Source organism: Mucilaginibacter oryzae (assembly GCF_003148845.1).
GTDB classification, from domain to species: Bacteria; Bacteroidota; Bacteroidia; order Sphingobacteriales; family Sphingobacteriaceae; genus Mucilaginibacter; species Mucilaginibacter oryzae.
The window spans coordinates 175,520-200,672 of record NZ_QGHA01000004.1; the positions used below are offsets into that span (position 1 = coordinate 175,520).

Here is a 25,153-nt window from a genome sequence, read left to right on the forward strand (position 1 = left end):
TGAAACCGGCCGGGTTTTTAGAGCGATCCGGCTGATTTTTTATAAAGCCTGCCGCGCTGTTTGTCGGTGGGCTTTTTGATGACCCGTAAAAACACAAAAGGCTGCCCCTGACAGGAGGCAGCCTTGTTGGTATTATTTACCTTTAAAACTTAAGCGCTAAACTCGCTAAAAAAGCTCTCGGGCGTTGGGCCTCCAGTGTCGACCAGCCTTTATAATATTCCTTGTTGGTGAGGTTATCCATCTTCAGGGATAAGGCCCATGATTTTACATTATAAAACACCGAAGCGTTAAGCACGGTATAAGCCGGCAGCGCAAAAACGCCGGTAGTTTGCCTGTTCAGGATCTTGTTTTCACTCGCGTAGTTGCCGCCAAAACCAAGTCCGAAACCTTTTATAGCTCCCTGCTCAAAGCGGTAACTGATCCAGGCGTTCACCATATCCTGCGGGCCTGCTTCTTCCGGCCTTCTGCCAAGGTAATCGGGATCGGCGGTTTTGATCACTTTACTGGTGTTATGGCTGTAGCCCGCGATAATGTTCAGGCCCGGTACCGGGTTGGCTGCAATGTCTGCCTCAAAGCCCTTGCTTGAGTTTTCGCCATCCTGAAGGTATTGGTTCGGGCCTAACTGCCTTACCTTATCTGATACCTTAATGTCGTAATAACTTACGGTAGCGGTAAGTTTGCTATCCCATAAATTCATTTTGGCGCCGGCCTCCAACTGATTGGCATGTTCCGGTTTAAAAACAATGGTTTGTCCTTCCTGCGTCCTTACCGGGGCTACGTTGCTGAAGCCGTTCATGTAGTTGGCAAATACCGAAAGTTTATCGGCAACAGGCTGGTAAACTAAGCCAAATTTTGGCGATAAGGCGGTTTGCGAATATTTATCGGATGCCGCTGCCGAAAGGCCGCCGTTTTTAAAATGATCCACACGCAGGCTCAACATAGCCGAAAGGGTTGAGGTAAAGTTAACTACGTCGGATGCATAAGCACTGTATACCTGCTGTTGTGTATTGCTTGGGCTTCCCTTGGCGCTTGTTAAAACCGAATCAACGTACTGGCGCGATAAGTTGCCGGTATCTTCGCCGGCCATATTAACCCTGCCAACTGCCGCGTAGCCGGTTCCGTTATCAATAGCTACCCGGCTAAAGTAATCTAACCCAACCAAAATACGATGACGGATGCTGCCTGTTTTGATGTCGCCGTTGAAATTTTGCTGGATATCTGTTGTGTTGGTGGTAGCGTTTTGGTCGCTGATGTAACGCCCAAAGGTTGACGACACATTGGGGTAGCCCGGCAGGTACCGCGAAACCTCATATAAATAGGAATAGTACCCTAATGATTTTGCTGTGCTGCGCGATAATACGGTTTGCGAAGTCCATTGATCGTTAAACCTGTAGTTCATCTGGGCCTGTAAGGTAGTTGTAGGGTTTTTGATGGTAAGGGCATTGCTGGTGTACGATTTTTTAGGATCGTAACCTAATTCGCTTAAGGTAGTTACGCGCAGGGCTGTTCCGCGGTCAAAAAACAGCATGGCAGGATTGGTGCCTTCTGAGCTTAAAAATTCGGCGTTTACCAAAAATGATAGCTTGTCATCAACCTTGTACGATAAAGACGGGGCGAAAAACCTTACTTTTTTAAAGCCCGCGTCCTGGAAGCTGTTTTCATCATGATAAGCGGCGTTAACGCGCAACAGTAATTTTTTATCTTCATCTAAAGGGGCATTTACATCGGCTGTGATCCTGTTTAAACCAAAGCTGCCCGCGGTATAGTTTACCTCGCCTTTAAAGGTATCGAAGGGTTTTTTGGTTACCACGTTGATCACCCCGCCGTACGAAATCAGGCTGCTGCCGAACAAAGTTCCCGACGGGCCTTTTAAAACCTCAATACGTTCAATGTTGGCAACATCAAGGCCGCCATTGGTAAGACCGGGTAAACCGTTAACCATAGTTGGCTGTACGGCAAATCCCCTCAATGAAAAATAGCCCGCGCCATCACCACCGCGACCGGTCGAGGTCCATAGCTTATCAATACCAGGAGCATTTTTCAAGGCATCGTTAAAGCTGGTTATCACCTGCTCTTTGATCAGCTCGCTTGATATTACGCTGTAAACCTGCGGGTTTTCGAGGTTTTTGAGTGGCATACGGGCTACATAAGCGCTTTCTTTATTGCCAAACTTGTTGGGTTTGTTGCCGCTAACAATAACCTCCTGCAGTTTCTGGTTGTTTTCTGATAAGGTAAAATCAACAATTGCTGTTACGTTTGCTTTTACCTCAACCGTTTGGCTTTGAGGCATCAGGCCTATCAACTGGGCTGTTAATGTATAAGTGCCGGGAGTAACATGGTTGATTTGATAATTGCCTTTTTCGTTTACCATGGCACCTTTAGCTGTTCCTTTCAGGCTAATGCTTACGGCCTCGGCGGGTTTACCATCGGATGTTTTTACCGTACCCCTGATAGTGCCCGTTTGCTGGGCTGAAGCCGGGGCGATCATAAATACTGCCATTAACAGGGATAGCAGCGAAAAAAAATTTGTCAACGCGTTGCGCGTTGCTTTACTAATGCGTAGATTAGAATCCATAGCTTTGTTGTTGATGAGATCGTGAAACAGATTTTGTCAATCAACCCGGTGCTAAGTTTGCCGACCGATCACCGGGTTTTTTGTAGTGCAAAATTATTCTTATTTAGATTAATTACAAATAATAAGCGAATTGTAGTGCTTTGTTTATCAGTTGTTTGTATTTTTGCTTAAACAGGGAAGTATTTAACTTCAAAAAATGAACCTTAAGTGGATCGGCACTTTTTAAAATGCCATGTTTTGTAATGCAATTTTCGGCAGGATCTGAGTGTCTTGTCTTGAAATGAGTTTACACAAAGTAAACTCAATGGAAAAGATCATTATTGACGGTCGTCGTCATTACCCACTGGAGTTTAAGTACGCAGTTATTAGAGGTTATTTATCAGGCGAGCCGGGCCATCAGGCATTGTTACGGAAGTACGATATCAGGATCAATAGCGGGATCATACGCTGGATGCGACAGTTAGGAATACAGAAGTTCCGGTAAAAGATGGATATTTGCCCGTCGTATCCCTTATCCTTTCCTGTAAAGAAAATAAACAAGGATCAGCCTTTTGGTGCCTTGTCGCAAGAACAACCACGCATTAAGGAACACTCGAACGCTCGCCGGAAGACGAACAGCTTCGCAGTGAGCTATATAAGCGCATGATCGAGATCGCGGAATGTGATCTTGATATTCCCATCCAAAAAAGTCGGATACCAAGTGATCTATTAGATGAAGGGCATGTATACGAAGATCAGCCTTGTAAGACTACGGCGGTTACTTGTTATTACCCGTCAAGCCCATTATCAATACTTTTGGCAATAAGAAGCTTTAAGTATCGAAGACTTTCTTGTATTACTTGATCCCTGCTGCGAATACTTTGATCAGCACTTAGTTGTGTTGGCATTGTGGGGTAGGCCGTTCTGTTAGCTGTAATACTTCCGGGTCGCCGTGTCGGGTGATGGCTGTTGCTTTCATGGGTTTTATGTTGAAAGCTAAGTTAAGATGAAAATGTTTTAGGTTGAAATAAAGCAATAGGATAACCATCTGTAAGGCTTCTCTGTTACCTTTGTTAACGATTAAATCTAAACAAACTCCAGCCAATTCTTTGTAAAACGGTGGCGTTTTCCGTAACAATCTCCGCATCTGCTGTCATTCCTTGTTTCAAATGAATTGGCTTTTTCAAATCAGATGAATGCCCAACGCTGATAGCAACATTTGATGCAAAAACACTATCCTGGTAAGGGATATCTGCAATGTTTTTGATGGTGCCCCGAAGCATACCAAACTCCTGGTAAGGATATCCCTTTAATTTGATCAGCACCTGCTGGCCCACTTTAACTTTACCTATATTGGTTTGAGGTATAGCCATATCGCCAAAGAACTGCTCATTGCCCGGGTTTACATACAAAACCTCCTGGCCAATCTGTAATACGCTATTAGGTTGAACTACACGAACAAAGGTTACCCTTCCATTTTCGGGAGCCGATAATACGTATTTGGTTTTCCAGCCCATTGCGCTGCTGATCAGGCTGTTAAGTGCTTCCAGAAACTTCGACCGGCCCTGCTGAATATCATTATCTAATTCCAATAATTCTTTTTGCTTGGAGGCATAGCTGTCTTTTCCGTTGATGAGCGAAGTTTCTGTTTGAATCAGTGGTGATTTTTTTGAAAGATATTGGCTTTCTGCCTGCCTGAACTCGGCTTTGGTTTCTACCTTTTCGTTAAACAGCTTCCGGGCTGCATCGTAATTTTGCTGAGCCAGGGCCGAGTCGCGCTGTTCAATTTTCTTTTTAACCAGAAGTTGTTGCTGCTGCTGTGTAATTGACGCAAGATTTCCTTCGAGGTATTTTCTTTTTTTAATAAAAAAACCGCTGTTTACCGATGAGAGATAATTGAGGTACTCAATAAAGAAGGTTTGATAAGCGCTTTGTAATTCGCCCAGTTGCATATTGTTTTCGCCAGTGGGCAAATAGGTTGTAAGTGGTTTGTTTTGAATAGCATCCTGTTGCATTTGCTCCAGATTTTTCAATAATTGCAACACCCTGTCATGATCGGCTGTACTTTCAAGATATGCCAAAGTTTGCCCTGCTTTTACTTTTTGCTTATCTGTTACAAACAGCGCAACCAACTTTCCCGAAACTTTTGATACCACTGGTTTTGCCACATCGGGCGAGCTTATTGTTAGCCGTGCTTTGAGTATGTCAGGATAACGGATAAAGGCCGAAAGTGCTATTCCCAGCATCACGATAAAAAAAAATACGCTTATTCCCCACCGTAGCAGCCAATGCGGAACGGCTGTTACGATATCCTTCATATCATCAGAGTGAAGACCCTGGTCTTGATCGTCAATTATTGTTTCAGGCATGATTTTATGACCCTAATTCGAGTTGATTTTTTACCAGTTTGTAATAGCTACCTTTAAGTGTTGTGAGTTCAGCATGCGTTCCCTGCTCTATAATTACGCCTCCATCCAAAACAATAATATTATCGGCATTGCTTACGGTACTTAGGCGGTGGGCAACAACAACTACAGTACGGCCCACAAAAAAGTCGGCAAGGTTATTCATAATTACAAGTTCGTTGTTAGCGTCTAAGGCATTGGTGGCTTCATCAAAAAGTATAAATTCGGGGTCTTTGTAAACGGCTCGGGCTATCAGTATCCTTTGCCGTTGTCCCTGGCTTATACCATTTCCCTCGGCACCTATTTTTGTTTTTAGTCCGAGGGGCAGCGAGTTGATAAACTCCTGGATATTGGCTGTTTTAATAGCATGTTCCAGGCGGGTTTTATCCGGAAAATCGGCACCCACGGCAATATTGCGTTCAATGGTGTCAGAAAATATAAAGCCATCCTGCATAACCACCCCGCATGCGTTGCGCCAGGTTTTAAAACTGAAATTGCTGATAGATTGATCTCCAATTTTTATCACCCCGGTTTGCGATTCGTAAAAGCGTAGGAGTAGTTTCAGAATAGTTGTTTTGCCGCTGCCGCTCATCCCAACAATAGCGGTTGTTTTGCCCTGCGGTATTACCAGGTTAATGTTTCTCAATACAGGCTCGTTACCTATCCCGGGATAGCTGAATGAGAGGTTTTGAATACTTAAGCTTTTTTGATAAGGTAATTCCTGGTTCCATTCCTGGTCGACCGGTTCTTCATCAGCCATTTGATGGATCTCATTTAAACGTTCAAGGCTGATCCTTGCATCCTGAAACGATTGCACAAAGCCAAGCAACTGCTCTACAGGGTTTGATAATTGCCCAACAATGTATTGAACCGCCACCATGGCGCCGAGGGTTAAATTGCCGTTCATAACAGCCTGGGCACTTAAAAAGGTTATCACAATGGTTTTGCCCTGGTTAATTAAGGTTGCGCCGCCCTGCTGGTATTGGTTAAGGGCAAGGGTTTTAATATTGAACCGAAATAACCGGGCCTGAAAGTGTTCCCATTCCCAGCGTTTTTGCTGCTCGCAGTTGTTCATTTTAATTTCCTGCATCCCGCTGATGAGCTGTACTACCGAACTTTGATTTCGGGCCGACACGTCGAAACTCCGGTAGTTTAACACTCTTCGCCTGCCTAAAAAAATCATTATCCAGCTGATATAAAGTACGCTGCTTGCTGCGAATACAAAAAAAATAATCAGGTTGTAAAATGCCAGCACAAATGAAAATATAACGAGGTTAAATACCGAAAATATGGTTGTTAGCGTATTGCTGGTTAAAAAGTTTTGGATATTACGCTGATCGCTCATACGCTGCATGATATCACCGGTCATTTTGGTATCAAAATAACTGATCGGTAATTTCATAAGTTTAATCAGGAAATCTGTAAGGATAGATATGTTTATCCGGGTGCTTATATGAAGCAGGATCCATGAGCGGATAAAATCGATACTCGTTTGCCCGATAATCAAGGCTACCTGGGCTATCAGGATAACGTAAATAAAACCAAGGTTGCGGGTGTTTATCCCAATATCAACTATTGATTGGGTTAAAAAAGGGGTTATTAGCTGCAGGATACTGCCTATTGCCAGGCCCAGTACCAGCTGCGTTACTAACTTTCTGTAAGTTACCAGGTAATGCAGCAAAAACGACCACCTTACTTCCGATCCTTTTTCGTTTTCCTGCTCATAAAAATAGGGGGTAGGGCTTAGTAGTAATGCAATGCCTTCGTTAGTCTGTTTATCGCCGAGCCAGCTATTATTAAATTCCTCCTTAGTTAGTTTAACCAATCCTGATGCCGGATCGGCAATGAAAAAAAAACCTTTTTTTATTTTATATAAAACCACAAAATGATTTTGCCGCCAGTGCAGCATACAGGGTAACTCGGCCTCAAGTAGGTTATCACTATCCAGTTTTGCCCCTAACGATCGGAAACCTATCTTTTCGGCAGCTTCACTAATGGCCAGCAGGGAAGCGCCCTCGCGGTTTATGCTGCAAAGCTGACGCAGGGTTTGAATGTTGAAATTACGGCCATAATGTTTGGCTACCATCCTTAAGCAGGTTGGCCCGCAATCCATTTTATCAGGCTGTTTAAAATAGGGGAAAGGCATTTTGGCTGATTATAGTTTTAGGCTAACATGAAATTGCAGCGCTGTTATGCTACTATTTAAAAATTAAAGATGTTTATTTAGTTCCTTTTCAAACTCTTGAGTATCACTTGGCAGCGGCATTGCCGCGTTTAGCATCTCGCCGGTACTTGATATGAGCAGGTATCTTGGGATACTGTTGATCAGTAATTTTTTAAAGAAAATGTTTTGGAAACCACCAGGGGCATGTATTTGCAATATATCCTTCCTGTTACCGCTGTTTTTAGCTATCCAGCTATCCCATTTATTTAAGTTTTGATCGGCCGAGAGCGAGATGAATTGAACCCTATCGCTATATTTTTTGATAACCAGATCTAAAAAAGGGAGTTGTTTAAGGCATGGGATACACCAGGTAGCCCAGCAATCAACCAAGATGATTTTTTTTGAGGCCAGTTCTTTAAAAGTTTTATTTACGTGCGAGGTATTTTCAAAACTGAGGTTCAGCATTTGCTGCAGCGAGAACCCCGGATGTTTTACTGCCTGGTAAACCGAATCTATCAAGCTATTAGTGGCTTGGCGTGAATGGTCTGGTGTGTATTGCTCATAAAGTGTTTCTACTGCTGATTCATCAGCTTTGCCACTGTAAACCTGCATCAGCCATGATATTACATAGGCCTTCGGCTCGTTATCAGGTAGCTTTTTTAAATAATACACAACATTGTCTAAAAAATCCTTATTAAAATTTACAGGGCCTTTATTTTGTTTACTGTTTATCAAAGCAATGTATTGCGTAAGTATCAATCGATGGAACGATGTGTTTTTAAACAGATTGATATTATTAACGTCTTTTGCAAAGTTGTTGATCGTGTCCTGTAAATCACGGGGGTAGCTTTGAAAGAGCTCAGTATCCCACTGTACAAGAGGAATAAGCAAGTTATCGTAATAGCTATATTCAATTTCCTTTTGTGCATATAGTTTTAGTGATTGAGGTATGCCGTATTGGGTTGTAAAGGTTTTTAAGAAGTTTACCCTGTCTTTGTAAATTTTTGTAATGCCTTTTAAATATGGAACAAGATTATTCTTTAATTCTTTAAAGCTATGCCCCACTTGCATACCATGGAGTTCCTCATGCAAATAAGCTAAACTGTCAAAAAAGCCGACGTATTTATATTGGGGAGGATAAGTGATTTTGAATATTCCTGGAGCCATGATTGAATCATTGAGATATAAACCTCTATCGCCGGACGGATCGGTTTTATAAAAATGATTTTGACTCAGCTGCAGACGGATAGTGTCTTTGATCAGTGAGGGATCTAATAATATCTGATGCCCCGAAATATCATCAATAAAATAAACCCCCCGCTCTTTTATATTGTAGGTAACAATATCATTTTCAAGGGTAGGGGCTTTTAAGTAGGAAATTCGGGAAACAACTGTGTTTTGTAAGCTGGCTGGATCAAATCCATCCCATTTGTTTCTTCTTATTCCTAAGAATATGCGTCCAATGCTTTTGTCTTTTGTATGGAAGGATGAGTCTCTTTTTATTTCATATTTAATAACGATGTTTTGACCATAGCATTTAAAAAGCATTAACATCAGTAACGCGAACAATTTTATTTCCCGCATGATTAATAGTCGTTGAGGTTTAAATGGATTGTTTAGATGAGTGTTGTGAAAAGGGTGGGTTTAATTACCCACCCCCCATTTTATGCAGTGGCACCCGGGCAATCCGCATTTGTGCAACATGGGTGATTCCAGCACCAACTATCAGCCTTACGTTGGAATTCGTTGGCAACGATGGTCCCAGTTGGTTGGCTTTCCTCCGGATCATACGGTCCGGTAGGGCCCCAACTGCTGCAGTTTCCCGAATAAGAGCAATAAGCCTGTCCTTGTTGTACATAACCACCCAAAATGTTTTTCATTTCGGTGCGACTGAGTCTTGCAAAATTTTTCATAACAAAATGTAATTTAAGGTTTAAGCCGATAACACGCTCCGGCATGTTGAGCGACATGTAGTTTAAAGTGCATGCTCCTTCTCTTTGGCCAAAGTATTTTTAATGCTATTGCAGCATGTATTTCAAATCGGTTACCTGGTACCACGGCGGCAGGAGGTAGCCGTTAAGCAGCAGGGTTGGAGTGCTGGTAATATCTACCATGTTACACCACGCTATCTGTCGGTCTAATTGGTCGTTGTGAGGTATGTTGGAGTTTACCGGATAAGTTTCGGCCCAGTTTTTATAACTCCTTTGTTTTTGCCCATACCAGGCGCTAAGCGCTTCTTTTGCAATGCTTTTATCGGCAAGGCCGTTCAGATTAAGTATATGGCGGCTTACTAAAGTGCGGGGATCCTGCTCATGGCCCGATGTCGCGAATACAATGCGGGCCTGCAGGTCGGGCCGTAAATTAAGCAGGTTGTGCAGGGCTTTATGGGTTTTAGCGCAGGGGGTACAGTAAGGATTGCTGATCATCGTGATCACATTGCTGCTTTCGGTATTTCCCAGTACTATGCTCCAGTCTTTCTCGGGCTCAACATATTGGGGCTGTGCAGTAAGTGTTTTTTCAAAAAGTTCGTTATTGAACTTTAGTTTCTGAAGCTGAATTTTAAATGAATGAATTTGCTGAGCTTTTATTAAAACAGGTTTTAATAATGTCCAGGCCACAACAGGAAGCATAATTGATATCAGCAGGATACCCAAATCAGCAAGCCCGGCGTTTAATGCCGAAAACCGGAACAATGAAATCATCGACGCAAATTCGAGCCATAAAAGTGTTTGAACAGTACAACATAAAATGCACCACTGCCTGTTACGCGCCTGGAAATAAATGGAATAAACCGTATAAGGCAAACTAACAATATTTAATATGGCAAGTATTTGTAAGGTATTAAACGATGCACCGCCAAAAACAAGAAACAGAAAAGTGGACGAAAAATAGACAAAGCCAACTTCGCTCCAGGTTAATCCATCAAATACTTTGGCTGCTTTAGAGGAAAGTATGTCGTTACAACCGCCTGTGCTGTTTCCTGCCTTGCAAATTTTCTGCACCAGCGAATTGTTACTATCTATAGATTGTATGAGCAGTAATATTGATACAAATAAGCCCGCTATTTTAATTGATATTAATAACCCGGTTTGCCATTTAAAGTTATTGATAAAAGTTGGGTTAGTGCCAATAGCAAAAATTGCCGCTAATATCAATAAGGTAATAAGAGCCGGTTTTATAATGCCGACCGGATTGGCCCGCCTCACTGTGCTTATGTCCTCCAAATCGGGTGTTAAAACTACCCCCGTAAATTTGTCACCAAACTCGTTCAGGGTCATCTTATGCCTGTTCAGTTTTTCGTTGGATACGATAATGTTTTGATCGGTAACCTCATGCACAATCAACAGATCGACCTGTTCAGAACTGGTATAAGCTATAAATGGACAGGGAATATCCTTCAAATCATCCAGAGTTACCTGGTATACACCATTCGGAATCTCAAAATTTAACAGTATATCGCTAACTGAAGGTAAACCGGGAAAATCGGGGTGGGTCAATAATTCATCATAAACTTTATTATGATCAATATTGATGTTTAAACCTTTGGCAAATTTCGATATTACAACGGCAATGTTGTTTCTTTTCATAGGCTTTTATGTAATAAGGTTCTTAGTTAGAACAAAATAGGTTCTTATTACATATTTAACTATTAGTTTTTTAATATCAAATTTTATTTTGCTTTACTTGTAAATAGATAAAAAATATGTTGTAAAATTTGCTTTTGAGTATAGATGTTGATTAGTCTCTGTTGCTCTACCCCTCTTGTGGTATTTTATGAAATATGTTTTTTTGTATAGTGAACGTGACAATTATGAAGACTTCTATAGTATGACAAATTAATCTTAACACGTTTTTAGCTTTAATCAATTTATTTTTATTCATTTGCTTATAAAAAACAGTATAACATATGGCACTACAACCCGGCCAGGCGGCCCCTCAATTTATCCTGATCTCGTCCGATTTAAAAAGTGTTTCACTGGCCGATTTTAAAGGTCGCAAAGTGGTGATCCACTTTTTTCCTTTAGCTTTTACCGGTGTTTGTACCACACAGCTTTGTACCATGCGCGATAGCTTTGGTTACTACGATGGTTTAAATGCCACTATTTTGGGTATTTCTGTTGATTCTCCATTTACCTTGGCTAAGTTCAAAGCCGAGAATAATTACCAGTTCGATTTACTGTCCGATTTCAATAAAGAAGTGTCAACCGCCTACGGTGCCATTTATGAACAGTTTGTTATGGGATTAAAAGGCGTTTCCAAGCGTGCTGCCTTTGTGATTGATGAAGAACAGCAAATTATTTATGCTGAGGTACTTGAAGATGCCGGGCAGTTACCAAACTTTGAGGCGATTGCAGAAATTGTAAAATAATTTAAATAAAATTTGCAACTGGTTATATAAATCCTATCTTTGCATTCCATTTCGGAACAGGCACTCGTAGCTCAATTGGATAGAGCATCTGACTACGGATCAGAAGGTTAGGGGTTCGACTCCCTTCGAGTGCACTAAAGCACTACATTACCGGGATCTTTTCTGCCCGCGGTGCACAAAACTAACTGTATAAGCCTTTCTGTTGTATTACCGAAAGGCTTTTAATTTGTAAAAAGCATGCTAAATCTGGTTTTGTTTGGCCCTCCCGGAGCCGGGAAAGGTACTCAGTCGAAAAAACTTATTGATAAATACGATTTAATCCACCTTTCAACAGGTGATTTACTTCGCGGCGAAATTGCGCAGGGCACAGCATTGGGTTTGGAAGCCAAAAAATTAATGGACGATGGAAAACTTGTTCCGGATGCCGTAGTAATTGGCATGATCAGTAATAAGCTTGATGCCAATAAAGAAGCCAAAGGTTTTATTTTCGACGGTTTCCCTCGTACAGTTGCACAGGCCGAAGCTTTAGATCAATTATTGGTATCAAAACAATCGGCAATTTCGGGTATGATAGCCCTGGAGGTTGGTGATGATGAACTGGAACGCCGCTTGCTGGAGCGTGGTAAAGAATCCGGCAGACCAGATGACGCCAATCCGGAAGTGATCCGCAAACGCATCCAGGAGTACAATGATAAAACCGCCCCGGTAGCGGGTTTCTACAAAAGCCAAAATAAGTTTACAAGCATTAATGGCGTTGGCTCGGTTGATGAGATCTTTGCCGCTATAGTTAAAGTTATCGAAACATATTAATTAATTTCGGATTTCGGATGTTCGATTTCGGATTTGGGCTTGTCTGTTTGGCGAGGCGATCCAAAATCGAACATTCGCATTTTAAATCAAAATTTCGGATTTTAACTCACTAAACGAAGCGAGTAAATCCGAAATCGAACATCCGAAATTGCCAAATCAAAAAATCGTATATTCGATTTCGGATGTCAACTTCTCAACGCGGCGGGCTAATTCCGAAATCCAACATCCGAATTCCCAAATCAAAATACTATGTCGCAGGGTTCCAATTTTGTTGATTATGTGAAAATCTGTTGCCGTTCGGGCCACGGAGGTGCCGGTTCGGCGCATTTGCATCGTGATATATTAACATCTAAAGGGGGGCCCGACGGCGGCGACGGCGGCAGGGGAGGCCATGTTATTGTAAAAGGTAACGCCCAGCTCTGGACTATGCTGCACCTTAAATACCGCAAGCACGTAATAGCCGGCGACGGGGAAGCAGGAGGCAGTTCATTACGCACAGGAAAAACCGGTCGCGATGAGATATTAGAGGTGCCGCTTGGCACAACCGTAAAGAACGCCGAAACAGGCGAAGTGCTGTTTGAAATAACCGAGGATGGCGAAACCAAAATCCTGACACCCGGTGGGCGCGGAGGCTTAGGTAACTGGCATTTTAAAACATCAACCCTGCAAACACCACGCTTTGCCCAGCCCGGCGAAGACGGCCGTGAAGACTGGAATATCCTTGAGCTGAAAGTATTGGCCGATGTTGGTTTGGTAGGTTTCCCCAATGCGGGCAAATCAACCCTGCTTTCGGTAGTATCTGCCGCTAAACCCGAAATTGCCGATTATGCTTTTACTACATTGGTGCCCAACCTGGGCATCGTGTCATACCGCGGTGGGCGGTCGTTTGTAATGGCCGATATCCCGGGGATTATTGAAGGGGCATCGCAAGGCAAAGGTTTAGGACTGCGTTTTTTGAGGCATATCGAGCGTAACTCGGTATTGTTGTTTATGGTGCCTGCGGATACCTCGCGCACCATTAAAGAAGAATACGCCATCCTTTTGAACGAGCTGGAGGAGTACAACCCCGAACTGATGCACAAACCCCGCGTGCTGGCTGTTACCAAAACCGATATGCTGGATGATGAGCTGCAGGCCGAAATGAAAAAGGAACTCCCTGATGGGATCCCATCTGTATTTATCTCTTCGGTAGCGCAGAGAAATATTGACCAGTTGAAGGATCTGCTCTGGAAGGAGATTAACGCTAATATTCTTTAGTTTATACTAAACAAAAACTTCTTTTCGATAGATCAGGGGCGTAAAGGCGTAGGCAGCAAAAAAAAAATCTTGTATGCCGTTGTTGGTGTTGTCTTTCGCCGTTGTTGGTGTTGTCACCAACAACTCTAAGCCATATTCTCCGAGCGGCATTTCGCTCTCCAAAACAAAACGAAGGTAGAAAATTTGTTGTTGGTGACAACACCAACAACGGCAGAGTAACAACAACGGCACTGAACATCTTTTATTCTGTCGCTATTTTGCCTCCCACAAAATGTAATCATTGCTCAGCATCGTCATTTTAAAGCCTTTATAGCCGGGAAAACATTTTCGCATAATAGTTGATTTAGGCCCGAGGTATGTGGATGGCAAAACAATATACAAAGGCCCGGCATGGCCTTTGTATGCGTACTCTTCATAATTAATGGCTACTTCAGGGCCGATAGCTTCCAATGTAATGGTGCGGTTGTATTCAATTTCTAAACAAAGATCCGGGCTGGTAAAAACAAAAATCGCGTTTCGGTTTTGAGCATCCAACCTGCGGATGTAATTTAACGAAGGCTGATCGATAAACATTTGCGCCAGTCCGGAATAGCCGTGGGCACTTACATTTTTGTTTTGAAAATAACTCGGCACAAAAAACTTATAGCTTGAGTAGGCAATCACCAGGCAAACCAGGTAAAAAGGGTAGCGGTAAACCGCTTTTAAGCTGCTTACCAAATAAATAATGCCGGGGGCGATGATCAAACCGATCACCCTGAAATGCCGCGCCTCGTACGAAATAGAAGCCTGCCGCAAAAACGACTGGCCAAAAAACAAAACTGATACCGCGTAAAAAATAACCAGCAAAAGCACATAGTTTTTATTAGGTACCCGCTTCACAATAAGGCGGATTAGTAAAATACTCAATATGGCGCAAATAAGTACAATAACAACCGACCAAAAGTAATTGAACATGGGGGCATCATCATGAAACAGGAGCCCGCTTGAAAGATCGTCTACCGAGAAAGCGGTAAGGATTGGAGAGGCCAGGGGGAACGCGAAGGTTTCCCAAAGCAGTTTAATGCCCTCGCCTGCTGATGATGGATTGCCGCCTTTTGACAGGTAAAAATGGATGATCACAAATAAAGCCATGATGGCGGGTATGCCAATCCAGAGGCCGTTTTTAACCCAGTTGATAATCCCGGCAGTACCGTACGAAAGCCTGATCCATATAAAGCAACAGCCGGCGGCAAACATCCATAAAAATGATGATTTACAGATAAAGCCTAAAATACCCGCTATAAATAAAAACAGGGCCAGTTTCCAATCGGGTTGTTTCAATGCTAAGCAGCCGTAAAGAAACCAGCCTATGTAGCCAAACAGCAACAGCTCGCCGCCATTGTAAAAAATGTAGGGAGTGAAGAACGCCTGCTGGATTACGATAAACAGCACGCCCAGTGCAGCTATAAGTGGCGAAAAGCCCGCTTTTTTAAAGAAAAAGAAAAAGCCCCATATGCCCGAGAGTGAAAATAAGGTGGTAACAATTGCGGCAGCCTGGCCTGTATTGATACCCAATACTGTTTTAAAAAAGTAAGGCACAAGGTATTGCCCCGGCGACCACCACGCTAAAAAGTCTGATATATTTTTGTTGATATCGTTTTGGTCGGGTTTAAAGTTGATATTGAAACCGTGTCCCAGCTCCATTGATCGCATCACCTGAAAACCCCAGCTTGGGTCGGGATACGCGGCAGCCGGGGCAATAAGCAGCATAATGCCCATTATTAAAACTATGCCACTTATTACCAGTAAAATAATTTGGTGGCTTTGCAGTTTCTGTTTCAGCATAGGATGTTTTTAAGCAGATGTATTTTAAACGGCAGTAATTTGGCGCTCACGGGTTTTTACCGCCGGGTTACCCTGGTAAACGCCATAGGCATCAAGAGGTTTGGTAGCAACCGAGCCGCTGGTAAGTACCGCGTGCGAAGCCGCTGTAACCCCGGGTGTAACCATAGCCCCAGCGCAAACCCAAACGCCATTTTCCAAAATTATGCCTTTAGTTATTAAATCAAAGGACGATTTTTTATAATCGTGACTGCCGGTTAATAATACCGCACCCTGCGAGAGGCACACATGTGCGCCGATGTTAATGGCAACCAGGCTATCAATCCAAACGTTTTCGCCTATCCATGTTTCATCGCCGATGGTTAAATTCCAGGGATATTTGATGTTTACACAGGGCTTAATGGTAACGTTTTTGCCAATCCGTGCGCCAAATATTCTTAGTAAAGCAACCTTAAACCTGCTGGAGGGGATAATGCTCGTTTTAAAAAACAACGCGTTTAGGTAATACCAGATCATACGTTTCAAAGCGCTGCCGCCCGGGTGGTAAGGAAAATTATTATAGGCTGACAGGTCGGTTTGCCCCATTGCTGCTTTTGTGCTTGTTTTATAAAGTACCAAATATACGGCCTGCAGGTGAAAATGATACGTTTAAATCCTTTTTTAGCGGGCAGGGAAAAGACAGTTACCCGTAATGTACACGTGCAGATATGTGTAAGCCCTGTTTCCGGATAGTGATGTGTAACCGGTATGTATTATTCTGTTAAATAGCCCACCGGTACAAGCAGGTTAACTAACTTTGCCACTTTAAAAGTATACCATGAATATAGCCATCAACGGATTTGGGCGGATAGGGCGCATTTTTTTAAGAAATATTTTGGCACAACCGGATATCAACGTTGCGGCCATCAATGATCTGACCGATACGCAAACCCTGGCCCATTTATTTAAGTATGATTCTGTTCACCGCGGATTTAAAGGCAGGGTTGATTTTGATGACAGCAACCTCATCATCAACGGAAAAGCCATACCGGTACTGGCCGAACGGGATCCCCTTAAATTACCCTGGAGTGCGCTTGACATCGATCTGGTAATCGAATCGACCGGTAAATTTACATCAAAGGCCGGGGCCGGGATGCATTTAACAGCCGGTGCAAAGCAGGTGATTATTTCTGCGCCATCGCCTGATAAAAGTGTGCCCACGGTTGTACTGGCTGTTAATGACGGCCTGGTCGATCTGCAATCGCCCATACTGTCAAACGCGTCATGTACAACCAATAACGTGGCTGCCATGGTGAAAATTCTTGATGAAAACTGGGGCATTGTTGATGGTTATATTACCACCGTACATTCCATGACGGGCGATCAGAACCTGCACGATGCGCCGCATAAGGATCTGCGCCGGGCAAGGGCCGCCTCGGCATCTATTATCCCAACTACCACCGGGGCTGCTAAAGCGATAACAGCGATATTTCCTCACCTGGAAGGACGCCTTGGCGGAGCCGGGATCCGTGTCCCTGTATTAAACGGCTCATTAACCGATTTTACCTGCAGCCTGAAAAAACAACCCACCATAGCGCAGATTAACGAAGCCTTTAAAAAAGCGGCTGAGGGGCCAATGATGAACGTGCTGGAATACACCGAAGATCCTATTGTATCAACTGATATCCTGGATAACCCGCATAGCTGCATTTTTGATTCGCAGTTAACCTCGATAGTGGGTGGCCTGGTAAAAGTGGTTGGCTGGTACGATAACGAAATGGGTTATAGCAGCCGCCTGGCCGATCTGGTATTAAAAATAGCCGAACTCAAAAAGCAGCCTGCTTAAAGTGCCTGCCGCGCAAGGATTTAAGGAGGATGACCTGAGCGGTAATGGATTGCCTTGGTCTGCAGCGAATGTTAACGATGTGATAAAAATGGTATTTGGCAGGATAACAATTAGCAACCCGTATATTTTTCTAACTTTTACGGCATGATAAACTTTATAAAAGTTGATGAATTGTTGCCGGTGCGCAACCTGGTGTTGCGTAATGGGCTGCTTACGCCTGATGAATGCCGTTTTCCCTCAGATGGCTTAGCGGGTAACTTTCATTTGGGGTATTTTGTCAATGATGAACTGGCCTGCGTAGCCTCATTCCACCCCCAGGCTTATGGCGATTTTACCGGCGCCAGTTACCAGTTGCGCGGCATGGCCACTATCGAAAAATACCGAGGGCAGGGCCTTGGCTCCCAGCTGGTAACCTTTGCTTTAAATTATTTAGGCCAGCTGCAGGCCGGTTACCTGTGGTGTAACGCGCGCGAAAAAGCGGTAAGGTTTTACGAGGGCTTGGGCATGGAGGTTATCTCGCCCGTATTCGAGGTACCCGGCATAGGGCCGCACTACGTGATGTATGTTAAAATAAAATGAATTTTGGCGGTTTTAATCAGCTTTTTTACTTTTTCGTTAAGAATTTAGAATTAAAATGCTGAATTTGCGCCCGTCCAATACAATGACCCTTTAAATAGTATGAAAACAGTAGATCAAATTAGTTTTGCCGGTAAAAAAGCCCTGATCAGGGTTGATTTTAACGTGCCTCTTGATGAAAATTACAATATAACCGACGATAACCGTATGACGGCTGCTTTGCCAACCATCAAAAAAATATTAAAAGATGGCGGTAAAGTAATCCTGATGTCGCACCTTGGCAGACCGAAGGATGGTCCGACCGATAAATATTCATTAAAGCACCTGGTACCTCATTTATCTGATCTGTTAGGTCAGCAGGTTGAATTTGCCGATGATTGCATTGGCGAACAAGCTGTTGAAAAAGCGAAAGCCTTGGGTAACGGCGAGGTTTTATTGTTAGAGAACCTTCGTTTTTATAAAGAAGAAGAAAAGGGCGATGTTGCCTTTGCCGAAAAACTGGCCAAGTTAGGCGATGTTTACGTAAACGACGCTTTTGGTACTGCTCACCGCGCTCACGCGTCTACAGCTATCATCGCGCAGTTTTTCCCTGATGCAAAATATTTTGGTTACCTGATGGCTGCCGAGCTGAACAATGCCGAGAAGATCCTGAACAACGCCCCTAAGCCATTTACAGCTATTATGGGTGGCTCAAAAGTATCTGATAAAATTGAACTGATTGAGCGTTTATTGGATAAAGTTGATAACCTGATCATCGGCGGTGGTATGGCTTATACTTTTGCCAAAGCTGATGGCGGTAACATTGGTACCTCATTGGTTGAGATGGATAAACTTGACCTTGCGCTTAGCTTAAGGCAAAAAGCAAAAGAAAAAGGCGTTAACCTGTTATTACCTTTAGATAATATCATTGCCGACGCGTTTTCGCCAACGGCCAATACAGATATCGCAAAAACCGGCCAGATCAAGGAAGACTGGATGGGCCTTGATATCGGTCCCGAAACTGTTGAACTTTTCAGTAAGGTAGTGGAAGAATCAAAAACTATTTTATGGAACGGCCCGATGGGTGTATTTGAAATGGATAAGTTTTTAGGCGGCACCAAAGCAATTGCACAGGCTGTGGCTAAAGCTACCGAAAACGGCGCCTTCTCATTGATTGGCGGCGGCGACTCGGCTGCGGCTGTTGCTAAATTCGGCATGACCGATGAAGTGAGCTACGTATCAACCGGTGGCGGCGCTTTGCTCGAATATATGGAAGGCAAGGAGTTGCCGGGCGTAAAAGCAATTAACGACTAATTTTTTAATCAGAATATTAAAAGAGGTCCGGTTGTAAACAGCCGGGCCTCTTTTGCGTTAAAAGCATATGCCATCTGCCTCTCTCAAAACCAGCCTCAGCATCCGCTCGTTTATCGAAGCCGACCGGAAAAGGCTTAAAGAAATTTATTTGCTTTGCCGGGTTCAAACCTTTTATTGGTGCGATAGCGAACAATTTCGATTTGATGATTTTGATAATCATACCGAAGATGAAGATATCTTCGTTGCTATATCAGGCTGCGATGTTGTTGGTTTTGTAGCTGTGTGGCCTCCCGATTCATTTATTCACCATTTGTATGTTGATGCTGCTTATAGGGCAGGAGGGATGGGGAAAGCGTTATTGGCAATGGTGGCTGAAAAGTATCCCGCACCGCTTAAGTTGAAATGCCTTGTTAAAAATGAATTGGCTTTTAGCTTTTACCAATCAAAGGGTTGGCAGGTTATTGGAGAGGGGAGTGATGATTTGGGGGATTATTATTTGATGGAGTATAGATGATTTTTTAAGGAGGCTATTTTAAAAAACAATGATTTTAGTTGATTTATATACGGAGAATTACATAGGAGAACTGGAGGCTGTTTTAGTTGAAATGAATTGGTCTGATCAAATAATTTACGAGTTAAAATTATTTCAAGCTGATTTTAACAGCATTGTCGATTGGATCCCTTATAATGAAACCTCACATTCTGAAAACCTGGTACGAATCTTAAATCTCGATTTGAAATGGGGAGCTGATTTTTCACAAGTTACGAGACTCCAGGAATTTTATGATCAATTAGTGATGATTGAAAATGATTATAACTCTGAAGATGCTGAAGTTTATCATGCTATTAAAGATATATGTTGGTCCACACTTCAGCATAATAACAGGCTGTTTATTAAAATAAATAGTTAGTTTGTAAAGGCACAAGTCAACCCAGCCTCTTCCAGCCCACAAGACTTGCGCCAAACGCGTGTATAATTCGGATAACTGTAACCTCCCTGAAAATATCGTATAAAAATTCTTTGTTACCATATATCGAATATCCAATTGCTTTTTGCCCTTTATACTTTATTCAGCTACATTTGATCGACTGATAAAATTTTATGAAGAAAAATTTACTTTTCGCTTTCTGCCTTTTGCTTTCAGCCTTAGGCGCATTCGCTCAGCCCAAATCTCCCGATGCGGAGTACATTAAGGCCAATTATCAAAAATATGAGTACCAGATCCCGATGCGGGATGGTAAAAAGCTGTTCACATCGGTTTATGTGCCGAAGGATCAGAGCAAAAAATATCCTTTTATGATGGACCGCACGCCTTACAGCGTGGCGCCTTATGGTATCGAATTGTATAAAGGCAGCCTTGGCCCATCATCGTTATTTGCGCACGACGGTTATATTTTTGTTTACCAGGATGTGCGGGGCCGCTGGATGAGCGAGGGCATTTATGAAGAAATGACCCCCGAAAAGGAAGATCATAAAACAAATAAGGATGTTGACGAAGGCACCGACACTTATGATACTATTGATTGGCTGCTTAAAAACATCCCCAACAATAACGGTAAGGTAGGGGTATGGGGCATTTCGTATCCGGGCTTTTATACTACAACTGCCTTGCTGAGCCGTCACCCCGCGTTGGTAGCGGCTTCACCACAGGCGCCTATTGCTGATTTGTACCGCGATGACGCTTTTCATAACGGCGCTTTTATGCTGGTGGCCAACTTTGGCTTTTACCCGGGTTTTACCAACCGGCAGGATGATAAACCAACCCAGCGCCGCGGTAAAGGCTTTGATCCGGGTACGGAGGATGGTTATGATTTTTTCCTGAAAATGGGTTCGGTAAAAAACTCCAATACAAAATACTATAAAGATACCATCCGTTTATGGAACGAAATGCTTGATCACCCTAATTATGATCAGCACTGGAAAGACAGGAACGTATTGTATCACCTGCACGATATTAAAACAGCGGTACTGGTAACCGGCGGCTGGTATGATGCCGAAGATTTATACGGCGCCATCAATACCTATAAAACCCTGGTAAAAGAAAATCCTAAAACGCCGGTTTACTTTGCCATGGGGCCCTGGGTGCATGGCGGCTGGGCGAGGGGTGAAGGCGACCATTTAGGTGATGTAGGTTTCGGCGGCCCTACCGGTCCGTTTTACCGCGAAAAAATCGAGTTCAATTTCTTCAGCCATTATTTAAAAGGAACCGACCTGGATCTGCAACCTGTATCAACATTCCAAACCGGCGTTAACCAGTGGAAAAACTACAACACCTGGCCGCCAAAAGAATCAACCGAGAAAAATCTATACTTTTTACCGGGCGGCAAACTATCGTTCACTGCTCCGGCCGCGGTTGCCAACACGTTTGATGAGTTCATATCCGATCCTAATAAACCTGTACCATTCATCAACAGTATTGACATGGACATGAAGCGTGAATACATGACAGCCGATCAGCGTTTTGCTTCGCAACGTCCGGATGTATTAACCTATCAAACCGATATATTGGATAATGATGTGACCCTGGCTGGTAATATCCGGGCTAACCTGAAAGTATCAACCACGGGCACTGATGCCGATTGGGTGGTAAAAGTGATTGACGTTTACCCCGACTCCACCAAAAATACCAAATGGGTCGGCAAGGATGTTTACCTGAGCGGTTACCAGCAAATGGTACGCAGCGAAGCCATGCGCGGTAAATTCCGCAATGGTTTTGATAAACCCGAACCTTTTGTGCCCGGCAAAGTAACCCCGGTTAATTTCGAGCTGCAGGATGTGCTGCATACCTTTAAAAAAGGGCACCGCATTATGGTACAGGTTCAAAGCACCTGGTTTCCGCTTATTGACAGAAACACACAGCAATTTCAGGATATTATGAAGGCTAAGGATACTGATTTTAAAAAGGCTACGCACCGGGTTTATACCTCCAAAGCCAGCCCGAGTTATTTGAAAGTAAGGGTTACAGAATAAGTTATATGTAACAGCCTCATGAATTTTCATGGGGCTGTCGCGTTTTTATGGTGGCATGCGTAAATCATAACAGATAAACCAATAGCCATGTATAAATATTTGTGCCTTTTGTTGTTGATAGCCGTTGCATCGGCCTGTAAAAAACACAACCAGGAAAATGGTTGCGCTGCTAAAGCCTGCACCTATGAATTTGTTTCGATTTCGGTAAACTTTGTCGACAAGGATGGGAAACTCGTGCCCGCAAAAGATGTAAGAGTGATTAATAAGCGTACGGGCAGGCAGATAATTGCTACAAGCAACGGGCCTGCCATTCCGGGTCTTGGTCCTAACTTTTTTACTATTGCTACAGATAATAACAAAAACGAATTTGCTACCGATGGTGACGATGTGGAACTTACAGCTACCAACGCCATAACCAATCATATCCAAACCACATCTTTTAAAATTTCCGGCGGTTGCAACTGCCATGTCGCTAAAATATCCGGACCGGAAAAGATTGTACTTCAATAACACCGCGGCATCATACTGATAGGATGGATAAAAAACCTTATCGTTATTTAAACTAATTATAAATAAAGCTTGCAGTTAAAAGTTGTTTATTTATTTTTGCGCCTGATTAGACTTAATCTAAATAAAGATGCAAAGAAAATTACCACACCTGCACAAGTTTACCTTATTAGTTTTATTCCTGTTTTGCTCAATAACGATAGTAAAGGCCGAAGACGAAGGCAATAACGGCAAAATTACCGGCACTGTTAAAACCAGCGATAACAAACCGGCCGCGTTTGTAAACGTTGCCATTAAAGGCCTGAATAAAAGTACAACCACTACCGATAACGGAACCTTTGCCTTCTACAACGTTAAACCCGGCACTTATACACTCGTTGCATCCTATGTTGGCGCCAAAACAGAAGAGCAGGAGGTTACCGTTTATGCCAATAAAACCTCAACCGCCGCTTTTCAGCTTAACGAAAGTTCGGCGCAGTTAGATGAGGTTGTGATCTCATCAACCAAAACCATCAACCGTAAAAAACTGAATATCGGCAAAATGAACGTAGCGCCGATGGATCTGCCGCAAAGCGTTACCGTAATAGGTAAAGATGTGCTTGAGCAGCAGCAGTCGTTACGTTTAAGTGATGTGATTAAAAACGTGAACGGAGTGTACCTATATAGTGCCCGCGGTAATACCCAGGAAACATTTGGCGCCCGAGGCTATAGTTTTGGCAGCACCAATATGTTTAAAAACGGCTTCCGGGTTAACTCCGGCGTTGTGCCCGAGATTAGTTCATTAGAGCGAATTGAGGTGCTTAAAGGGAGCGCCGCGTTGTTGTATGGTAACGTGGCCCCGGGCGGTATCCTGAACATGGTAACAAAAAAGCCAAAGTTTGAGCAAGGCGGCCAGGTATCCATGACTTATGGCAGTTATGATCTGTACCGTCCGTCGTTTGATGTTTACGGTCCTGTTTCATCTAAACTGGCCTACCGCGTAAATGGTACTTATGAAAACGCTAAAAGCTATCGCGATAACGTAAAATCGGAAAGAGAGTACATTAACCCGTCGTTTTTATATAAAATAAGCGATAAAACAACTTTGATTCTTGAAGGCGACTACCTGAACTACGATTTTACCCCTGATTTTGGTACCGGCCAGATCAACAACGTTATTGCCAAAGTGCCGCGTAACAGGTATTTGGGCGCTTCATGGTCTACCGGTAATACCAGGCAAACTACTGCTACCGCTACTATTAACCACCAGCTTAACAGCCTTTGGCAATTAAGCGGCGGCTTTTCGTACCAGCACTTTAACCGCCAGTACCAAACCACCGAGCGCGTATTGCCTGATGCCATCGGCGACTGGGGCCGTACCCTTAACCGTGCCCGTACACTGGAAGATTACTACACCGGCCAGTTTAATATCACCGGCCAGTTCAATACCGGCGCAATTAAGCACAACATTTTAGCCGGTGTTGATGCCGATTGGTACCGCAACAATGCTTATACTTATGTAACAGTATCAAAAAGTCTTAAAGTGTCGAGCTATCTTGACCAGAATGGGACTGCGCAGAAGGCGACTTACGATACTATAAATATCTTCAATCCAAATAAATACATGCTTCGTACAGATAAGCCGCAGATGAACCCGTTTTACAGCATCCTTACACCTACAAACCGTTTTGGAGCTTATTTTAACGACCTGATTAGCCTATCCGATAAATTTAAAGTCTTGGCGGGTATTCGCTGGTCATATCAATACATATCACCAACAAATGTAACGAGCTACTCAACGGAAGCCACAGTGGCGCGGGCTAAAGGTAAAGAAGATAAGGCGTTTTCTCCAAGAGTAGGTGTTGTTTATAAGCCTATAGCTAATACAGCCTTGTTTGCCAGTTATTCTAATTCTTTTATCACAAACACAGGTACTGATGTAAACGGCAAACCTATCGATCCATCATTGGTTGACCAGTACGAAGTTGGGGTTAAGAATGATTTCCTTAACGGTAACCTGTCGGTAAATTTAACTGCGTACCGTATTAAAAACAATAACCTGGCACAGCCGGCACCCTTCGCCTTAGATGGCGTTACACCGAATACCAATGCTAATATTAAAGTAATAGGCGGGGCTACTAAAAGTGATGGTGTCGAACTGGATATCGCCGGTCATCCGGTTAAGGGTTTGGATATATTGGCGGGTTATAGTTATACCAATGCCAAATACACCAAAGCGGGTACTGCCCCGGGTAGCAATTTTGTAGGTCAGCCTTTGCTGAACGTTCCTAAGCATACAGCAAATACAAGTGTGTTTTACACCTTTTATAATGGCGATTTAAAAGGCTTTAAAGTAGGTGCATCTATGTATTACTTAGGTAACCGCGTTGCAGGTAATGCCAATTTGGTTGGCCAAACGCCTCCAACTTCTAAGTTAGTTTACGTGCCCGGCTTTACCACGGTTGATGCATCGGTAGGGTACAGCTATAAAAAGCTGTCTATCATCGGTAAAATCTCAAACATTGGTAACGTGCTTAACTACAATGTGCATGAAAACTACAGTATTAACCCGATACCGCCGCGACAGTTTTTAACCACGTTAACCTATAAGTTTTAAATAAA

At 43.2% G+C, this 25,153-nt stretch carries 20 protein-coding genes and 1 tRNA gene; 13 read left to right on the plus strand and 8 right to left on the minus strand.

Annotated elements, in window-relative coordinates:
- Window positions 1–142: 142 nt before the first annotated feature.
- The gene (locus LX99_RS12570) at window positions 143–2,575 is read right to left on the minus strand and encodes a TonB-dependent receptor (RefSeq protein WP_245927904.1); all 2,433 of its coding nucleotides are present in this window, start codon (window positions 2,573–2,575) and stop codon (window positions 143–145) included.
- A 280-nt stretch (window positions 2,576–2,855) separates the two neighbouring features.
- Between LX99_RS12570 and LX99_RS12575 the strand changes: the two genes are divergently transcribed.
- Window positions 2,856–3,059, plus strand: a complete 204-nt coding sequence (locus tag LX99_RS12575) for a transposase (RefSeq protein WP_146203114.1) — start codon at window positions 2,856–2,858, stop codon at window positions 3,057–3,059.
- Window positions 3,060–3,627: 568 nt separating this feature from the next.
- Here LX99_RS12575 and LX99_RS12580 read toward each other — a convergent pair.
- The 4 genes from LX99_RS12580 to LX99_RS12600 form a co-directional block, all read right to left on the minus strand.
- Window positions 3,628–4,923 (minus strand): HlyD family secretion protein, encoded by a 1,296-nt coding sequence (locus tag LX99_RS12580; protein ID WP_109608202.1) that lies wholly within the window; start codon window positions 4,921–4,923, stop codon window positions 3,628–3,630.
- 4 nt (window positions 4,924–4,927) lie between these two features.
- Window positions 4,928–7,105 carry a peptidase domain-containing ABC transporter gene (locus LX99_RS12585; RefSeq protein WP_109608203.1) on the minus strand — a complete coding sequence of 726 codons (2,178 nt, stop codon included), beginning with the start codon at window positions 7,103–7,105 and terminating at the stop codon, window positions 4,928–4,930.
- Window positions 7,106–7,168: 63 nt separating this feature from the next.
- A complete protein-coding gene (locus tag LX99_RS12590) occupies window positions 7,169–8,290 on the minus strand; it encodes a TlpA family protein disulfide reductase (RefSeq protein ID WP_170122690.1) in 1,122 nt (373 codons plus the stop codon).
- A gap of 851 nt (window positions 8,291–9,141) precedes the next feature.
- Window positions 9,142–10,710 (minus strand): vitamin K epoxide reductase family protein, encoded by a 1,569-nt coding sequence (locus LX99_RS12600; protein ID WP_109608206.1) that lies wholly within the window; start codon window positions 10,708–10,710, stop codon window positions 9,142–9,144.
- A 320-nt stretch (window positions 10,711–11,030) separates the two neighbouring features.
- On the opposite strand from LX99_RS12600, the gene LX99_RS12605 reads away from it, so the two are divergent.
- The 4 genes from LX99_RS12605 (at window position 11,031) to obgE (ending at window position 13,559) form a co-directional block, all read left to right on the plus strand.
- Window positions 11,031–11,492 (plus strand): redoxin domain-containing protein, encoded by a 462-nt coding sequence (locus tag LX99_RS12605; protein WP_109608207.1) that lies wholly within the window; start codon window positions 11,031–11,033, stop codon window positions 11,490–11,492.
- Between the two features lie 60 nt (window positions 11,493–11,552).
- Window positions 11,553–11,626 (plus strand) — tRNA-Arg (locus LX99_RS12610).
- 103 nt (window positions 11,627–11,729) lie between these two features.
- The gene (locus LX99_RS12615) at window positions 11,730–12,302 is read left to right on the plus strand and encodes an adenylate kinase (protein ID WP_109608208.1); all 573 of its coding nucleotides are present in this window, start codon (window positions 11,730–11,732) and stop codon (window positions 12,300–12,302) included.
- 249 nt (window positions 12,303–12,551) lie between these two features.
- On the plus strand, window positions 12,552–13,559 hold the full coding sequence (obgE, locus tag LX99_RS12620) for a GTPase ObgE (protein WP_109608209.1): 1,008 nt from the start codon (window positions 12,552–12,554) through the stop codon (window positions 13,557–13,559).
- A gap of 6 nt (window positions 13,560–13,565) precedes the next feature.
- Here the strand turns inward: obgE and LX99_RS25650 are convergent, their stop codons facing one another.
- The 3 genes from LX99_RS25650 to LX99_RS12630 form a co-directional block, all read right to left on the minus strand.
- Window positions 13,566–13,721, minus strand: coding sequence for a hypothetical protein (locus tag LX99_RS25650; protein WP_170122691.1), 156 nt, complete (start codon window positions 13,719–13,721; stop codon window positions 13,566–13,568).
- Between the two features lie 90 nt (window positions 13,722–13,811).
- Window positions 13,812–15,383 (minus strand): hypothetical protein, encoded by a 1,572-nt coding sequence (locus LX99_RS12625; protein ID WP_109608210.1) that lies wholly within the window; start codon window positions 15,381–15,383, stop codon window positions 13,812–13,814.
- A gap of 24 nt (window positions 15,384–15,407) precedes the next feature.
- Window positions 15,408–15,965 (minus strand): putative colanic acid biosynthesis acetyltransferase, encoded by a 558-nt coding sequence (locus LX99_RS12630; RefSeq protein WP_109608211.1) that lies wholly within the window; start codon window positions 15,963–15,965, stop codon window positions 15,408–15,410.
- A gap of 232 nt (window positions 15,966–16,197) precedes the next feature.
- On the opposite strand from LX99_RS12630, the gene gap reads away from it, so the two are divergent.
- From gap to LX99_RS12670, 8 genes are all read left to right on the plus strand, one after another.
- Window positions 16,198–17,205: a type I glyceraldehyde-3-phosphate dehydrogenase gene (gene gap / locus LX99_RS12635; protein WP_109608212.1), complete on the plus strand. Its 1,008-nt coding sequence runs from the start codon at window positions 16,198–16,200 to the stop codon at window positions 17,203–17,205.
- 144 nt (window positions 17,206–17,349) lie between these two features.
- Entirely contained in the window at window positions 17,350–17,784 is a 435-nt protein-coding gene (locus LX99_RS12640) for a GNAT family N-acetyltransferase (protein WP_109608213.1), read from the plus strand.
- A 99-nt stretch (window positions 17,785–17,883) separates the two neighbouring features.
- A complete protein-coding gene (locus LX99_RS12645; RefSeq protein ID WP_109608214.1) occupies window positions 17,884–19,074 on the plus strand; it encodes a phosphoglycerate kinase in 1,191 nt (396 codons plus the stop codon).
- A 67-nt stretch (window positions 19,075–19,141) separates the two neighbouring features.
- The gene (locus LX99_RS12650) at window positions 19,142–19,588 is read left to right on the plus strand and encodes a GNAT family N-acetyltransferase (RefSeq protein ID WP_109608215.1); all 447 of its coding nucleotides are present in this window, start codon (window positions 19,142–19,144) and stop codon (window positions 19,586–19,588) included.
- 28 nt (window positions 19,589–19,616) lie between these two features.
- Entirely contained in the window at window positions 19,617–19,985 is a 369-nt protein-coding gene (locus LX99_RS12655) for a hypothetical protein (RefSeq protein WP_109608216.1), read from the plus strand.
- Between the two features lie 191 nt (window positions 19,986–20,176).
- A complete protein-coding gene (locus LX99_RS12660; protein ID WP_109608217.1) occupies window positions 20,177–22,045 on the plus strand; it encodes a CocE/NonD family hydrolase in 1,869 nt (622 codons plus the stop codon).
- An 87-nt stretch (window positions 22,046–22,132) separates the two neighbouring features.
- Window positions 22,133–22,555, plus strand: coding sequence for a hypothetical protein (locus LX99_RS12665; protein WP_146203115.1), 423 nt, complete (start codon window positions 22,133–22,135; stop codon window positions 22,553–22,555).
- A gap of 127 nt (window positions 22,556–22,682) precedes the next feature.
- Window positions 22,683–25,148, plus strand: coding sequence for a TonB-dependent receptor (locus tag LX99_RS12670; RefSeq protein ID WP_109608219.1), 2,466 nt, complete (start codon window positions 22,683–22,685; stop codon window positions 25,146–25,148).
- Window positions 25,149–25,153: the final 5 nt, after the last annotated feature.

Bases quoted from the DNA above. Each gene is read 5' to 3' on its own strand.
- LX99_RS12570 (WP_245927904.1), bottom strand. From the start codon at position 2,575: ATGGATTCTAATCTACGCATTAGTAAAGCAACGCGCAACGCGTTGACA.
- LX99_RS12575 (WP_146203114.1), top strand. From the start codon at position 2,856: ATGAGTTTACACAAAGTAAACTCAATGGAAAAGATCATTATTGACGGT.
- LX99_RS12580 (WP_109608202.1), bottom strand. From the start codon at position 4,923: ATGCCTGAAACAATAATTGACGATCAAGACCAGGGTCTTCACTCTGAT.
- LX99_RS12585 (WP_109608203.1), bottom strand. From the start codon at position 7,105: ATGCCTTTCCCCTATTTTAAACAGCCTGATAAAATGGATTGCGGGCCA.
- LX99_RS12590 (WP_170122690.1), bottom strand. From the start codon at position 8,290: ATGGCTCCAGGAATATTCAAAATCACTTATCCTCCCCAATATAAATAC.
- LX99_RS12600 (WP_109608206.1), bottom strand. From the start codon at position 10,710: ATGAAAAGAAACAACATTGCCGTTGTAATATCGAAATTTGCCAAAGGT.
- LX99_RS12605 (WP_109608207.1), top strand. From the start codon at position 11,031: ATGGCACTACAACCCGGCCAGGCGGCCCCTCAATTTATCCTGATCTCG.
- LX99_RS12615 (WP_109608208.1), top strand. From the start codon at position 11,730: ATGCTAAATCTGGTTTTGTTTGGCCCTCCCGGAGCCGGGAAAGGTACT.
- obgE (WP_109608209.1), top strand. From the start codon at position 12,552: ATGTCGCAGGGTTCCAATTTTGTTGATTATGTGAAAATCTGTTGCCGT.
- LX99_RS12625 (WP_109608210.1), bottom strand. From the start codon at position 15,383: ATGCTGAAACAGAAACTGCAAAGCCACCAAATTATTTTACTGGTAATA.
- LX99_RS12630 (WP_109608211.1), bottom strand. From the start codon at position 15,965: ATGGGGCAAACCGACCTGTCAGCCTATAATAATTTTCCTTACCACCCG.
- gap (WP_109608212.1), top strand. From the start codon at position 16,198: ATGAATATAGCCATCAACGGATTTGGGCGGATAGGGCGCATTTTTTTA.
- LX99_RS12640 (WP_109608213.1), top strand. From the start codon at position 17,350: ATGATAAACTTTATAAAAGTTGATGAATTGTTGCCGGTGCGCAACCTG.
- LX99_RS12645 (WP_109608214.1), top strand. From the start codon at position 17,884: ATGAAAACAGTAGATCAAATTAGTTTTGCCGGTAAAAAAGCCCTGATC.
- LX99_RS12650 (WP_109608215.1), top strand. From the start codon at position 19,142: ATGCCATCTGCCTCTCTCAAAACCAGCCTCAGCATCCGCTCGTTTATC.
- LX99_RS12655 (WP_109608216.1), top strand. From the start codon at position 19,617: ATGATTTTAGTTGATTTATATACGGAGAATTACATAGGAGAACTGGAG.
- LX99_RS12660 (WP_109608217.1), top strand. From the start codon at position 20,177: ATGAAGAAAAATTTACTTTTCGCTTTCTGCCTTTTGCTTTCAGCCTTA.
- LX99_RS12665 (WP_146203115.1), top strand. From the start codon at position 22,133: ATGTATAAATATTTGTGCCTTTTGTTGTTGATAGCCGTTGCATCGGCC.
- LX99_RS12670 (WP_109608219.1), top strand. From the start codon at position 22,683: ATGCAAAGAAAATTACCACACCTGCACAAGTTTACCTTATTAGTTTTA.